The following is a 14,550-nucleotide window of genomic DNA, read 5'->3' on the forward strand; positions in this document are numbered from 1 at the left end:
TCCTTTGCTTTTGCTTTATCTTCTTATATTTCCATAAGAATTATAAACTTTCGCTTCTCTATTTGGATTTAATATTGTAAGCATTCTATTTGTATATGAAAGCTGTTGTTTTATAAGAATGCTATTAGTTTCATTTTGAAGTCTTAAAAGATCTACTGTTTTTCTCATCTCTCTAAATAACTCTTCAAGTTCTTTGTCCTTTGACTGAAAAACTGTTTCTTTAAAGTTTCTTCCATTTAAAAGTTGTCTTTTAGCAACTTCAAACTCTGCTATATCTTTATTAGCATTCTTAATCTCTTCTACAACAAGCTCTAATTTCATTGCGTCATTTTTCATTATTAAACTATTTTGCTTATCTAGTAAAGCTAGCTGTTTTTCAACAGCTACCTTTTCCTTTTTTATGATCACCTTTAGTTGCTCTAACATGTTAGTCCCCCATATTCCTTATACTGCCTAGCATAGCTTTCGCTAATTTTTTACTGTCTACTTGATAATTTTCATTTTTAATGAGCTCCTTGATTCTCTCAACCTTTGCTGATTCATCAATTTCTATACTATCCATACCTACAAGACTTCTGCCTGCACTTGATATTTCAATTCTATCTTTTGGCACTTCATTAACCTTCTTACTTTCAACTTTATTAATTTTATTCTTGTTATATATACTAGCTACTTCAATTGATGAATTAATACTATTAATTCTCATTATTTAACCCTCCTGCTTATGCTATCTAGATTTATTATCGTTAATTTTAATAATAGATTTATAGCATTATAAAAATTTTTACTAAAAAAATATAAAACTCTATATTAATTACCTATTTTATCTCTAATTTAATTCTATACCCATTCGATATTTAAATACAAAAAAGAAATGCTAAAACTTTTGTAAATGTTTTAGCATTTCTTTTCCTACTTTTTACTTTTTTTAAATAGATTCTTTGATATTTAATTTTTATATAGGCTTACTTATCTAAATGATTATGCTCATCAGCCCTCTTATCTGCTGACTTTCCTGATATTTTTATCATGCCCATCATTAAAAAGTAAAATAATAATCCCCATATACCACCTGACACAACAACTACTTTAAGAAACTTCCAAATTTCAAAGTGCCCTGGTCTAACAAGCCCCATGAACACCCCAAAGAAAATTGCTCCCTTTAAACATCTTATTCTAAATTTTTTCGGATTAAATTCTTTTTTCTTTAGTTTGCCATCCTCATCTTTATAACCATTATTCATAGGAACCATAAGACCTTTTTTAACTGTTAAAACTGTTATATACAATGATGATATTATTATAATTAAAAAGCTATAAGAATAATTAGCAATAAAGCTCATTACATTTTTTGAGTTAATTCCAACTCTTGCTTGCACAACTATCATTATTATAACTAGAAGATCTGCAAGGAATATAAAGTAAAATCCTAAAAAATATCCCTCTTTAAAAATCTTATTTCTAATTGTAATAATGCACTCATCTGTACCTTTTATAATATCTTTAAATCCAAGTTCATAGCTTTTCATTTTTACAAATAAATATCCATTAGTCATAACTAAATATCCTATAGGAACTACTAAATTCACAACTGATAACTTTGCAATTAAAGTATATATAAGTACTAATACAGCTGCTATTTGAGCTATTATATATCCACCAACTAAAACGCTATTGCTCTCTTTTTCTATTCTCTCATCAGAAGATGTTATTCTAACATTTCTTTTAAAAAATCTTATTAATAATGTAATCATATTTCTTCCTCCCAAAATAAATCATCAAGTGTTTTACCAAGTTCTTTGCATATTGAAATACAAAGATTTATTGTAGGATTATACTTTCCAGACTCTATCATGCTTATTGTCTGTCGTGTTACTCCAACCTTTTTTGCTAGTTCTTCCTGAGAAACGTCTTTCTCTACTCTAGCCATTTTCATTTTTATGTTTTTCATTATTGCAGCTCCTAAAATTTCAAAATATACTTTATACCCTAATTATATTTTTTTGACGCCTTATGTCAACTATATCCGACATTTAGTAAATTATAAATGACTATTTTTATTATGACTTTAGTTATTTGAGGTCTTTTTTTTAACTTTTTATAATATTTTGATTACCTAAGCATATTAACTTTCTAAAATATGGTATTTAAATTTGCCAATATATTATTTTTGGAAGTTTGAAAATTTATCCAATACAAATTATGATAATGAAAACGTTACGTAAATTATAAATAAGCAAAGGATGATTTGAAATGGAAACTATGAATATTGAAAATAATAATTTAGCCCTAAAAATCACAGACCTTAGAAAATCTTATTCTGGTAAAGAAGTTTTAAAAGGAATTAACCTTGAGATTAAAAAAGGGGAAATTATTGGTTACATAGGTAGTAATGGTGCTGGTAAATCTACTACTATAAAAACTATTCTTGGGATGATGGATGACTATTCTGGAAGTATAGAAGTTCTTGGAGAGAATATTAGAAATAACTATGACTATAAAAAGAAAATTGGATATGTTCCTGAGGTTGCAGACCTTTATGATGCTCTGAGCCCTCGTGAGTATTTTAGATTTCTTGGAAAGTTATATGATATAGACGAGGAAACTATTGATAAAAGAGCACTTATTATGCTAGATGTTTTTAATATCAAGGATATTTATGATTCAAAAATATCTTCATTTTCAAAGGGTATGAAACAAAAAACTATAATTGTATCAAGTCTTTTACACAACCCTGATGTCATATTCTTTGATGAGCCTTTAAGTGGTCTTGATGCTAATGCTGTTATGATTTTTAAAGATGTTTTAAAATCTTTAGCATCTAGAGGGAAAACTGTTTTCTACTCTTCTCATATCATGGAGGTTGTAGAAAAAATCAGTGATAGAATTGTTTTATTAGATGAGGGAACCGTTAGAGCTAATGGCACATTTAATGAACTTCAATCAATGTCAGAACAAGGTTCTCTTGAAGATATTTTCAATAAACTTACTGGCTTTACTGACCACAAAGAACGTTCAGATGATTTCTTATCTGCATTGGAGGATTAGACTATGAAGAATTATTTATTCCTTAGATTTTTAGATTTATTTAAAAAGCTTTTCCCAAAAGATATTGATTATATAGCACTTAGAAATATTATAGGACTTAAAATTCTTCTTGATTCTAGAACTAGTTCAAATATTAGTTTTCAAAGCCTTAATGGAAGAAAACAAAATTCTTCTATAGGGTCTAAAATTCTTAAACTTTTTAGAAAAAATGGAACTACAAAAGATGTAAATAGGAACTTAACTACTTTGATTTTATATCTTTTTATAGGGTCTATGAGTTCATTTTTATTTGCACTACCTCTTCCTGCACAAGATATTCTTGGTGTTGTAATAACCTTTTTTATGATTTTTATTGGAACTAGAATTATAAGTGTTTTTTCTACTGTTTTAATTGATACAAAGGATAGTTCTATTCTTTTACCAAAACCAGTAAACAAAAAAACTCTTTCAATGGCTAGATTTCTTTATGCTATCTACTATATAGGTATTATGTCATTTGCCTTTATAATTGTCCCAGCCATAATTGCTGGAATAGCTTTTGCACCAAGCTTTGGTATAGTGCTTTTAGTAGAAATTATATTTGTTGATTTATTTTTAGTAGCTATAGTAGCACTACTTTACTACTATGTTCTAAAATTCTTTGATGGTGAAAAGCTTAAAGATGTTGTAAATGGCATTCAAATTATACTAGCAATTATAATCTTTGTTTTAAGTCATGCTATGTATATAATTCAACCAATTGCTATGAGATTAAAAGATATGTCATTTCATATTTGGTTTTTCTTTACTCCAACATTTTGGTTTACATCACCATATGTACTGCTTCAAGGAAATATAAATATTATTAGCATAATAGGCAGTGTATGTGCTATTTTTATTCCACTTATATTTATAGGCGTTTACTTATCAGTACTTGAAAACTTTGAAATTTACCTACAAAAACTTGACCAAGTAAGTAAAAGTAAGAAAAGAGCTAAATTTAGTTTGATGAATAGTATTGGTAAAATGCTTTGTACTGGAAAACAAGAACTTGCTTTCTTTGATTTCTCAATTGAGATGTTAAAAAGTGAAAGAGAATTTAAAACTAAACTTTATCCTCAAATAGTATCAAGTATTCTATCTCCAGTAGTTATTATACTTGCATTCTCTCAAAATCTTACTTATAAAGAACTTAAAATAGAGCCTTGGTATCTTGCTTTTTATCTTGGAACTGCTGGTATAGCTAGTCTTGTATACATGATAAAATATTCAAATGCTTATAAAGGTGCTTGGATTTATCAAGTTGTCCCACTTAGAGATGAAAGTATTGCATTTACTGGCGCTTTAAAAGCTTTCTTTGTAAGAGTTATACTTCCAACTTTAATTATTATTGCAATTGCCATGGTAATTGTTTGGGGTAATTCTGTAATTCCACAAGCTATCACAATAATTTTTGCCACAGCACTTGCTGTTGCTGTAAGTTATAAATATACAACTACATCTCTTCCTTTCTCTGTATCATTTAGAGATAGACCAAGAGGAAATAAAGGGAAAGGGTATACTGTTACTATCATACTTGCACTTGCTGCTGGTCTTCAATTTGTATTTGATAGATATTTACCTTACGGAAACTTTATTCTAATGTTTATTATGATAATAGCTTGTATTTTTACTTGGAAATTTATTTTTAGTGCTCCAAGAAAAAAACTTATTCAAATATAATAAGAACTGTATTAGATTGCTTAGTATCTAATACAGTTCTTATTTTTATTTATTTCTATTTTAAACTTTTGATTCTTTCTGAACCATCTATAATATTTGTTATTCTTATACCAAAGCTTTCATCTATAACTACAACTTCACCATAAGCAATTCTTTTTCCATTAACTAATATTTCAAGTGGCTCATCTGCAAGTTTATCAAGTTCTATTACAGAACCAACTCCAAGTGCTAAAACATCTTTTATGCTCTTTTTTGTTTTACCAAGAACAACTGAAACATCAAGTGGCACATCAAGGATTAAATCCATATTATTATATGATGCACCTTGTTTATTTTGATCTAAACTTTCAAACTGAGCTTTACTCACTTCTATTGGTTTATAATCAATTTCTTCAACATATGGAATCTGAACTGTAGCCTGTCTTTGCTCTGGCTTTACCATATCAATAGTCTTTTCTTCAATCATAGGCTCTGGAGTTTTAGTTTCATCATCCTCACCCATCATTATTTTAATTATCTTTTTCCCTGTTTCTAATGGAAGCACTTGCATGATTGTACTATCAACTAATTCTCCAATTTTTAAATTAAATGATATATTTACAATTTCTTGCTCATCATCAAATCCTGTTGATATAGTTTCAGTTAAGTTTTCCCATATCTTTGATTTAGGCGGTGATATATTTACCTCTCTTGCAAACATTGTTGCCATAGATGTTGCAGCAGAACCTATCATTTGATTCATAGCTTCTTGAACTGCACTAATTTCTATTTCTGAAAGTTCTGTTGAAATTGCACTTCCATCTCCACCCATCATAAGGTTGGCAATAACAGCCGCATCTGGTATTTTCATTATTAAAATGTTTTTCCCAACAATTCCACTAGTATATTGAACCTCTAATAATATATTTGGAACTGCAAACTGTCTTTTTAACTCCCCTATAGTTGTAAGACTTACAACCGGAGTTGTTATATTAACACTTTGATTTATAACTTGTGAAAGAGCTGTTGAGGCAGACCCCATTGATATATTACCTATTTCTCCAAGTAAATCATTATCTTGTTCTGAAAAAAGAGGTTCTTTTTGTCCATCGTTATCATTGCTACTACTATCCCCATTTAATAGGGCATCTATTTCTTCTTGTGATAAAAATCCATCAGCCATTACCTTTCCCCCTCCTCTTGAATTATATCTAAAATCTCTATTCCTCTACTATCTCCAACCATTCCTGGCTTTGCATAGTAGCATTCTTTATCTTCTATCTTAACTTTAACTGGGTCTGTAATAAGCTTATCAAGTCTTATAACATCTCCAATTGTTAGCTTTAAGAAATCACTAATCATAATTTCACTCGAACCAAGTTCTACACTAAGGTCTACATCAACACCCTGAATTTTAGCTCCAATTTTATCTTTATATTCATTTTTTGTGCTCTTTTGGTCATGTTCAAACCAATATTCTACAAGTAACCTATCCATTATTTCCTCAACACTCACATAAGGAATACAAAGATTAACCATACTTGTACTATTACCCATTTCTATTGAAAATGTAAGTAATGCTATTGGTTCATTTGGTGCTAAAGTTTGATTTAAAGCTGGATTATTTTCCATACCATCATATTCTGGTGTTACTTCTATAATATCCTGCCATGCAACTTTCAAATTTTCTATCAGCTCTTTTGCAACACTCTTCATTACACCTTTATTTATTTCTGTAAATTCCTTTGCAACATACCTTTTTTCACCATTACCTCCAAATAAAATATCTATTACTTGGAATGCAAAATCTGGATTAAGTTCAAATGTTAAAAGTCCATTAAGTGGTGCAAATTTAAAGTTTATAAGAACTGTTGGATTTGAAACAGAGTGAATAAATTCCTCATAAGTTATTTGTTCTACTGATACAAGCTTAACCTTAGTATTCTTTCGAGTTTTACCTGTTAAATAATTAGAACATAATCGCGAAAAATCGTTGTGTACAAGTTCTAAGGTTCTGATATGTTCTTTAGAAAACTTCTGCGGTCTTCTAAAATCATAAACCTTAACTCGCTGCTTTTCCTCTTCCTTTTGAATATCTTCTGTTGCAAGTTCTCCAGAGGACAAGGCAGAAAGCAAGCTGTCAATTTCACTCTGAGATAACACATCTGCCATATAATCTACCTCTTTTCACTTAATTCCCTAATAGTATATTTAAATCTATTAAAGTTATAATATTGCCATTTAAATTTATAATTCCTTTTACATAATCCCTAGCTTCTTCTGCATCAAGTTTTTGAATCATTTTTTCATCAATATCTAAAACTTCCCTAACCTTATCAACAGAAATTGCTATCTCTTCATCATCAATATTAATGATTATTATGTTTCCTTTTTCATTAAACTCATTATTAGTTCTAAGTAAAAGATTAATATCCACAAGAGATATTATGCTACCACGAAGATTTATAAGTCCTCTAATATGTCTATCAGACTTTGGAACCTTTGTTACAAGCATATTATTACTTATATTTTGAACTTTTAATGTTTCAACTGCAAACTCTTCATCACCTAAACTAAACATTACTATTTGCATAACCTAGCTCCTTACTGTCCTAAAACTTTATTTATAGCCTCTAAAACTCTATCTGCTTGGAATGGCTTAACTATAAAATCTCTAGCTCCAGCTTTAATAGCATCCATAACCATACTTTGTTGTCCCATAGCACTACACATAATTACTTTTGCAGTAGGGTCAAATTTTTTAATTTCCTTAACAGCTTCAATTCCATCCATTTCTGGCATTGTAATATCCATTGTTACTACATCTGGTCTCTCCTGCTTATACATTTCTACTGCTTTTAAGCCATTGCATGCTTCCCCTATTACTTCAAATCCATTCTTTGTTAAGATATCCTTAACCATCATTCTCATAAATGCTGCATCGTCAACTATTAATACTTTTGCCATTTTATATTCCCCCTAAATTAATCCTATTGATTTAAATATTTTTTCTAATGAATCAGGCTTCGGTAAGTAGTAAAAATCTGCTCCTATTTCCTCACCATCATAATCTTTTAAAATAATTTTTATTTCTAATATTTTATCTGCATCTTCTAATGATGCAATAAACATTGTAGGTATCATTGCACCTGCAATATCATGTGCAATAGCTGGAACTCCTGCTATCATTGATAAGCCAGTAAATTCTGAAACTGCATTCATGTAAGTACTTGATATAATATTTCCAAACTCACATATAACAGACTCTCCAAATTCACCAAATACCTCATCAGTTTTTTCTACAAACTTATTTATAATATCAAAGGCTACATCTTCTTTTAATAAAAATAATATGTTACCTTGAAGCTCACCCTTAGCTTCAATTGAAACTCCTACAACCATTTTTTCTAGGTCTATATTGTCATAAATTTCTTCTATACCAATCACCTTGATAAGAGGAACTTTCATATCAACACTTCTACCTAAAAGTGTTGAAAGTGCAGTAACTGCATTTCCAGCACCTATATTAGATATTTCCCTAAGGGCATCTAACTGCATTTCTGTTAAATCTAAAAAATCCATAAACTCTCACTCCTATACTAAGGCAGCTACATCTAAAATAAGCGTAACTAGTCCATTTCCAAGTATAGTAGCCCCTATATACTCTTTTATATTAGAAAGACTATTTCCTAAATGTTTAATAACAACTTCTTGCTGACCTAATAGAGAATCAACTAAAAGTCCAATTTCTTTATTTGAAACTTTCACGATTATAACAAACTTTTCGTTAGTATCCTTAGCTTCTTCAATGCCAAAGTAATCATTAAGCCTAAGTAGTGGTATAACTCTATCTCTATAAAGAATAACTTCTTTTGAATTACTCTTCTTTATATTTATAGCATTAAAATCTACAACTCTCTCTATAAAACCTAGAGATATTGCAAAGTTTTCTTCTCCAACTTTAACTAAAAGTGCTTGTATTATTTGAAGTGTTAATGGAAGTTTTATTATAAATGTTGACCCCATTCCCTCTTCACTAATAACATCTACAGTTCCTCCAAGTCCTGATATTTTTGTCTTAACAACATCCATACCAACTCCTCTTCCAGAAATATCTGTAACCTGTTCATTAGTACTAAATCCACTTGAGAAAATAAGGTTTTTCAGTTCATCATCACTCATGCCCTCAGTATCTATACCAACTCTCTCAGCTTTAGCTTTTACTTTCTCAACATTAATTCCAGCACCATCATCTTGAACCTTTATTACCGCCTTTGTTCCCTCTTGGTATGCTGTAAGAATTATCTTACCAACTGGAGGTTTTCCTGTTCTAATTCTTTCTTCTTTAGACTCAACACCATGGTCTATAGCATTTCTTAGAAGATGAATAAGAGGTTCTCCAATCTCATCAATAACAGTTCTATCAAGTTCTGTATCTTGTCCCTCAACAATGAAATTAACTTCTTTGCCAAGTTCTAAAGCAACATCCCTTATCATTCTTGGGAATCTATTAAATACTACATCTAAAGGTAACATTCTTATCTTCATAACAAGGTCTTGTAAATCTGATGTTGTTCTTGCAACTTGCTCTAAAGTTTCAGTAAGTTCCTGACACTTTTGATCTGCTGCTATTTGCTCAAGTCTTGTCCTATTAATAACAAGCTCTGAAACCATATTAATAAGTTTATCTAATCTTTCTAAATCAACTCTAACTGATTGATGAGTAGACTTACCACCTGTTTTTGATTTCTTTGTAGTAGTAGGTTTTTTAGCATCTTTCTTTATTTCAACTTTTTTCCCCTTAACTTTAGTTATAACCCCATCCTCTTTAGAGGTTATAACTTCTTCTAATATATTCTCTGTAATTTCTTTACTTATAATTGTCTTGCTAAGCATCAAGTTAACTTCTTCTACTGAAAACTCTTCAATTTCTGATGCCCTAGATATTATTGATTTTATATCATCCTTACTTGATTGAGTTATAATAATAGCCTCTATATTTAAATCAAAATTTTCCTCTTCAATATCCTCAGTTGTTGGAAATGATTTTATTATCTCCCCAATCTCTTCTAAGTCTTTAAATATAAGAAATACTCTAGCTGATTTAAGAAGTGTACTTTCCACTAACTTTATCTTAACGCTAAATGCATTAAATCCTGTTTCTATAGCTTGCTTTACAACACTACTCTCATATTCATTAAGTTCTAAATCACCTAACTCATTTGACTTTGTATCTTCTAAAATCATTTCTTCCTTATCTACCATTATCGATGATTCTTCTAAAAGCTTTATCATTTCTTTAATATCAAAAACTTCTTCCTCACCATTCTCAACTCCATCAACCATTCTTTCTAAGGTATCAAGACATTTAAATAAAATTGTAACTACTTTTGCTGTTATTTTCAGTTCGCCATCTCTAAACTTAGATAAAACATCTTCCATTTTATGAGTAAGCTCTGCAATATCAGTAAATCCCATAGTTGCTGCCATACCCTTTATTGTGTGAGCAACCCTAAAAATTTGTGCTATGCCATCTAAATCATCTGGCTCTTGCTCTAAATCTAATAAAGCATCATTTAGTGTTCTAAGATTGTCCCTTGACTCCTCAAGAAACATAGATAAATATTGACTTGTATCCAAAACTAAAACCCTCCCTATATTTTTCTATACATAAAAGTAGAACACTTTTTGAAACCAATTTTTTCTGAGGTGTATATGCTCTCAGTTGCTCCCACAAATAGTATCCCATTTTTATTTAAAGCTGTACTAAACTTTTTGTAAATTTTTTCTTTAATATCACTATTAAAATAAATAACTACGTTTCTACATAATATTAAATCAAAGTTTTTTCCATAATTATCAATTATCAAATCGTTTTTTCTAAAATTAACCATAGATTTTATCTCTTCTGAAATTCTATATTCATCATTAACCATAGTAAAATACTTTAAATATTTTTTATCCATATTTTTCACTTCTGTTACCGAATATATTCCTTCTTTAGCCTTTTTTAAAGCAGTATCATCTATATCCGTTGCAATTATATTATAATGCCTAACCCTATGCTCTTTTAAAATCATAGCTATCGAATATGGTTCACATCCAATAGAACATGCAGCACTCCATATATTTACCATTTTTTTCTCATCAAAATATTCTTTTTTTAATAGCTCTTCTAACTCCTCAAAAAGGTTTTTGTTTCTAAAAAACTCTGTAACATTTATTGTTATAAAATCTAAAAACTTTTCCCTCTCAGCTTTATTTATCTCTAAAAGCATTTTATATTCTGATAATGTTTTAACTCCTGACCTTTGCATAATACTCTCTATACGTCTAGTCATTTGCGCTTGTTTATATGCACTTAAATCAACCCCTAGATTCCTTAAAACCCACACATAAAAATCATCAAAAACCATATTAACACCTACCCCTCAAACTAAGTTTTAATATATTTCAATATTAGAACTCAAGAACATTTTTCCCCATAGACTTTATAACAACCATACCGGTACTAGAATCAACAAGCATAGTTCTCCCCTTATTCCCACCAACATCTTTTCCATCAATAGTAATTCTGCACTCACTTAATACCTTTTCAACTGCTGCAATATTTCTATTTCCTATATCATTTGAAAATTTATAATCTTGTGATTTAAACATTTGTGCTCCACCAGCAATTTTTGCTTTTATCCTAAACCTCAAAGCTCCTCTTTTGACCATTTCATCTAAAACTAAAGGGATTGCTGTATCTGCAAATTTATATGGATTAGATTTATTAGAAAAACACTCACTATCAGGTAACATAATATGTATCAGTCCAGTAATATTTTTTCCTCTATCATAAAGCGCTATTCCAACACATGACCCAAGTCCTATTGTCATTATATTTATTGGTGCACTTACTATATCAAAAGCTGCAATTCCAACAATTATATTTTTTTTCACTTAATCACCTTCGTTATTTAAAACTACTCAAAGTTTAAAATTTTCTTTGCATCTAATAATATTTTAATAACACCATTTGACTTTATAAGTCCTTTAACTTTAGTATTCTTATTACTATCTGCTATTCTTGGTAGTTCCTCTACCTCTGCTAAACTAAGCTGTGTAACTTCTTTAACTGAATCAACTTTCACACCTAACCTTTGATTACCATCAATAATTACTATTATTCTGCTATCCTCATTATTTTCATCTACAGAACTATATCCAAATAGCTCTAAAAGATTTATTATAGTTAAAGTTTCATCCCCATAATCAATTATGCCCTCAATAAATTTTTGTGACTGAGGAACATTTTCAATATTTAAGTGTCCAAGTATTCTCTCAACATAATCTAACTCTACTGCATAGTCCTTTCCATTCAAACTAAATATTAAGATTTTACAGTAATCCATTGTTCTGCTCCTTACACTTTTAAGCCTTCTAAAGTAATTCTATTATCATCACTTTTAAACACCTTTAAGTCCTTGTAATTTTCTTCTAATGTTATTATTCTATTTCCTACCTTAAACTTAGTATTATAATAAGCTTTTTCACACTCAATAACTCCATCATCATCTACCTCAAGCTGTGTTATAACGCCTGACATTGTTCCAACTACACCTGCTTTTATTTTATTTTTAGCCTTAATATTTCCACCTCTTAAAACACTTCTTTCAGTTAAAAATATTATGCTATCATCTGAAATAAAATCTGATACATAAACACCCTCTGAATGTACATATATATTACCCTTACTAAAAACAGTTGAAGCCTGACAATATCCAAGATTAATATTGCTATCTAAATCGAATATAACATCTATTTCATATAAATATTTTTTTATAACATTTAAGATATCGTCTACTTCCTCTAAAGACTTAATATTTAAACTTGCAAGTCTTAAAATTTTACTATCGTAAATATCTGAAAGTTGTGTTACTTCACCAAATAAACTCTCAATATCATTTTTAATAAAATCATATGCCTTTTCTATTTTTGTATACTTGCTATCAAGCAATACTTTAACAAAACTACCAAGCTTTCTATTTTCTAAAAGATTATTCTTAATAATTGCTGCTACATCATTTCTAAGCCCTGTAAACTCTTTCTCTAAAACTTTCATGCTAAGTAATTTCATTTTAAACTCACCCTCTAAAAATCCACTTCTAACTCTGCTTTGAAGTAACTTTCCCTCTACACTTATATCTCCAAGTGAGCTAATTTTTGCACTACTAACATTTCCTTTGATGGTTATTCCACAAGAACCATATACACTTAGATTTTCTTCTACATCCCCATTTATTAAAACTTCACCATTAAAATTAATATTTCCTGTTTTCAAATCAACATTTAAAGGAACTTTATAAGTTTTCTTTACCTCAAACCTCTTTCCATTCTTAGAATACATAGGCATTCCATCCACAGTTGCTATAATATTATCTCCAACCCTTTTACATCCTGCTGCTATGTTAATTTCAACTTCCTTTATTTCTTTAGCTCCTATATTAGCACCTCTTATATCTTTTCCATCTGCCCCAAGCTTTCCTTTAACTATAGTAGCTAAAATATCACCAATTTTAACACTACTTATTTTATTAGTATTAAGGTAATCTACCGTATCCTTTTCCACTTCTTTCTTCTCACCTAAAAACTTTATATCTAACAAATCATTTATCGTAGGTGTTCCCTCTTTTCCTACTGCAATAATTGCCTCATGCCCCTGAATAATATCCTCAAAAGATTTATACTGTATCCCAAAAATTATTGAATTTTCTTTTAAGCATTTCATTATGTCGCTTGCACTCAAAAGGTCAGATTGTACTATTTCCATACTTTCCTTCTCTATCAAAAGTTCATCATTAAAATCTTTATCAACAAGTTTAAAAATCTCCCCTTCTCTATAAGCACATTCTAAGCATGCATTCATATAATTATCATCTATCTTAAACTTAAATTTCTTTGTTGGTTGTATGCTATTTAACCCAATTTCAATCAAATCATCCTTACTTATCTCTCCACTTCTTTTAAAAGAACCATTTATTTTAAGCAATATTCCTTCACTTACTTTTAAATGGAATTTCTTGACCCCTTTATTCAAATATATATATTTATCCTCTATATAATTTCGAGTGTCTTTACTATCTAAAATCTCAATTTTTTCAAAAGCATTAAATGTTGTATTATTCACCATTGTAAACTCCCCCTCAAAACCTTTAGTTAAATAATACCAAATCAATTGAGTTTTTTCTACAAAATTATGGATTTTTTTCATTTATTTGTTTGTAATTTGTATAAACAAATCTTTATTTTATACATCTTCTTAATTCCCTTTAAAGATTCTACTCAAGTTCTTTTTTAGACAAAAAAAAAGAATGTACTCAAATGAGTACATTCTATATTTTACAAATTATTCAGCTATGTTTTCTTCGTAGTATTTAGTAACTTCTTCAAATTCAGCTTCTTCAGGAACTACTAGTTCTCCCTCTTCGCCTTCTTCTTTGAATAAGTACATACCTTCTTCTTCTGGGTTGAATACTAAAGCATATCCATTTCCTTTATATTCGAAAGTATCAACGATTTCACAACTTACGATTGATCCATCTTCTTTTTCTAAATCTACAACCATTGTTTCATAATGCTCACCTGAACATCCACAATCGTCTCCACATTCATGCTCTTTTTCGTGATCGTGTCCACATCCACAATTATCTCCACATCCGTGATTATCATCGTGATTGTTTCCTCCACAACATTCTTTTACTTCTTTATCTGACATATTAAATTCCTCCTTATAGGACTGTTATATTCTTATTTTAACCTGTATTGATATATATTAAA

Annotated in this window: 17 protein-coding genes; 2 read left to right on the forward strand and 15 right to left on the reverse strand. The window is 29.5% G+C overall.

All coding sequences use genetic code 11. The features are described 5' to 3' along the window. Positions 1-15: 15 nt before the first annotated feature. From Q0V24_RS01040 to Q0V24_RS01055, 4 genes are all read right to left on the reverse strand, one after another. Positions 16-426, reverse strand: coding sequence for a flagellar protein FlgN (locus tag Q0V24_RS01040; RefSeq protein WP_297517650.1), 411 nt, complete (start codon positions 424-426; stop codon positions 16-18). 1 nt (position 427) lies between these two features. Continuing rightward, on the reverse strand, positions 428-706 hold the full coding sequence (locus tag Q0V24_RS01045) for a flagellar biosynthesis anti-sigma factor FlgM (RefSeq protein WP_297517653.1): 279 nt from the start codon (positions 704-706) through the stop codon (positions 428-430). Positions 707-965: 259 nt separating this feature from the next. Next, a complete protein-coding gene (locus Q0V24_RS01050; RefSeq protein ID WP_297517664.1) occupies positions 966-1,754 on the reverse strand; it encodes a hypothetical protein in 789 nt (262 codons plus the stop codon). Then, on the reverse strand, positions 1,751-1,951 hold the full coding sequence (locus Q0V24_RS01055; RefSeq protein ID WP_297517666.1) for a helix-turn-helix transcriptional regulator: 201 nt from the start codon (positions 1,949-1,951) through the stop codon (positions 1,751-1,753). The genes Q0V24_RS01050 and Q0V24_RS01055 overlap by 4 nt, the downstream gene beginning before the upstream one ends. Before the next feature lie 311 nt (positions 1,952-2,262). Between Q0V24_RS01055 and Q0V24_RS01060 the strand changes: the two genes are divergently transcribed. Both Q0V24_RS01060 and Q0V24_RS01065 read left to right on the forward strand, forming a co-directional pair. Beyond that, on the forward strand, positions 2,263-3,048 hold the full coding sequence (locus Q0V24_RS01060; RefSeq protein WP_297517890.1) for an ABC transporter ATP-binding protein: 786 nt from the start codon (positions 2,263-2,265) through the stop codon (positions 3,046-3,048). A 3-nt stretch (positions 3,049-3,051) separates the two neighbouring features. Beyond that, the gene (locus Q0V24_RS01065; protein ID WP_297517669.1) at positions 3,052-4,749 is read left to right on the forward strand and encodes a hypothetical protein; all 1,698 of its coding nucleotides are present in this window, start codon (positions 3,052-3,054) and stop codon (positions 4,747-4,749) included. Positions 4,750-4,804: 55 nt separating this feature from the next. Here Q0V24_RS01065 and fliY read toward each other — a convergent pair whose 3' ends face one another. The 11 genes from fliY to Q0V24_RS01120 form a co-directional block, all read right to left on the reverse strand. Then, entirely contained in the window at positions 4,805-5,911 is a 1,107-nt protein-coding gene (fliY, locus tag Q0V24_RS01070; RefSeq protein WP_297517672.1) for a flagellar motor switch phosphatase FliY, read from the reverse strand. Then, complete coding sequence (fliM, locus tag Q0V24_RS01075) at positions 5,911-6,900, reverse strand: flagellar motor switch protein FliM (RefSeq protein ID WP_297517675.1); 990 nt, start codon at positions 6,898-6,900, stop codon at positions 5,911-5,913. Before fliM ends, fliY begins: the two co-directional genes overlap by 1 nt. Positions 6,901-6,919: 19 nt before the next feature. Beyond that, positions 6,920-7,321, reverse strand: a complete 402-nt coding sequence (locus Q0V24_RS01080) for a chemotaxis protein CheW (RefSeq protein ID WP_297517677.1) — start codon at positions 7,319-7,321, stop codon at positions 6,920-6,922. 11 nt (positions 7,322-7,332) lie between these two features. Beyond that, the gene (locus tag Q0V24_RS01085) at positions 7,333-7,695 is read right to left on the reverse strand and encodes a response regulator (RefSeq protein ID WP_297517680.1); all 363 of its coding nucleotides are present in this window, start codon (positions 7,693-7,695) and stop codon (positions 7,333-7,335) included. Between the two features lie 12 nt (positions 7,696-7,707). Beyond that, positions 7,708-8,310 carry a chemotaxis protein CheC gene (locus Q0V24_RS01090; protein WP_297517682.1) on the reverse strand — a complete coding sequence of 201 codons (603 nt, stop codon included), beginning with the start codon at positions 8,308-8,310 and terminating at the stop codon, positions 7,708-7,710. A gap of 12 nt (positions 8,311-8,322) precedes the next feature. Continuing rightward, positions 8,323-10,368, reverse strand: a complete 2,046-nt coding sequence (locus Q0V24_RS01095; RefSeq protein ID WP_297517685.1) for a chemotaxis protein CheA — start codon at positions 10,366-10,368, stop codon at positions 8,323-8,325. A 14-nt stretch (positions 10,369-10,382) separates the two neighbouring features. After that, the gene (locus Q0V24_RS01100) at positions 10,383-11,144 is read right to left on the reverse strand and encodes a protein-glutamate O-methyltransferase CheR (RefSeq protein WP_297517688.1); all 762 of its coding nucleotides are present in this window, start codon (positions 11,142-11,144) and stop codon (positions 10,383-10,385) included. A gap of 43 nt (positions 11,145-11,187) precedes the next feature. Continuing rightward, the gene (locus Q0V24_RS01105; protein WP_297517893.1) at positions 11,188-11,610 is read right to left on the reverse strand and encodes a chemotaxis protein CheD; all 423 of its coding nucleotides are present in this window, start codon (positions 11,608-11,610) and stop codon (positions 11,188-11,190) included. A gap of 86 nt (positions 11,611-11,696) precedes the next feature. After that, positions 11,697-12,125: a chemotaxis protein CheW gene (locus tag Q0V24_RS01110; protein WP_297517691.1), complete on the reverse strand. Its 429-nt coding sequence runs from the start codon at positions 12,123-12,125 to the stop codon at positions 11,697-11,699. 11 nt (positions 12,126-12,136) lie between these two features. Continuing rightward, complete coding sequence (locus Q0V24_RS01115) at positions 12,137-13,903, reverse strand: flagellar assembly protein A (RefSeq protein ID WP_297517694.1); 1,767 nt, start codon at positions 13,901-13,903, stop codon at positions 12,137-12,139. A gap of 216 nt (positions 13,904-14,119) precedes the next feature. After that, positions 14,120-14,488 (reverse strand): DUF1292 domain-containing protein, encoded by a 369-nt coding sequence (locus Q0V24_RS01120; protein WP_297517697.1) that lies wholly within the window; start codon positions 14,486-14,488, stop codon positions 14,120-14,122. Between the last annotated feature and the right edge of the window lie 62 nt (positions 14,489-14,550).

It is taken from the genome of uncultured Clostridium sp. (assembly GCF_947039605.1).
In the GTDB taxonomy this organism is placed as follows: domain Bacteria; phylum Bacillota; class Clostridia; order Clostridiales; family Clostridiaceae; genus Sarcina.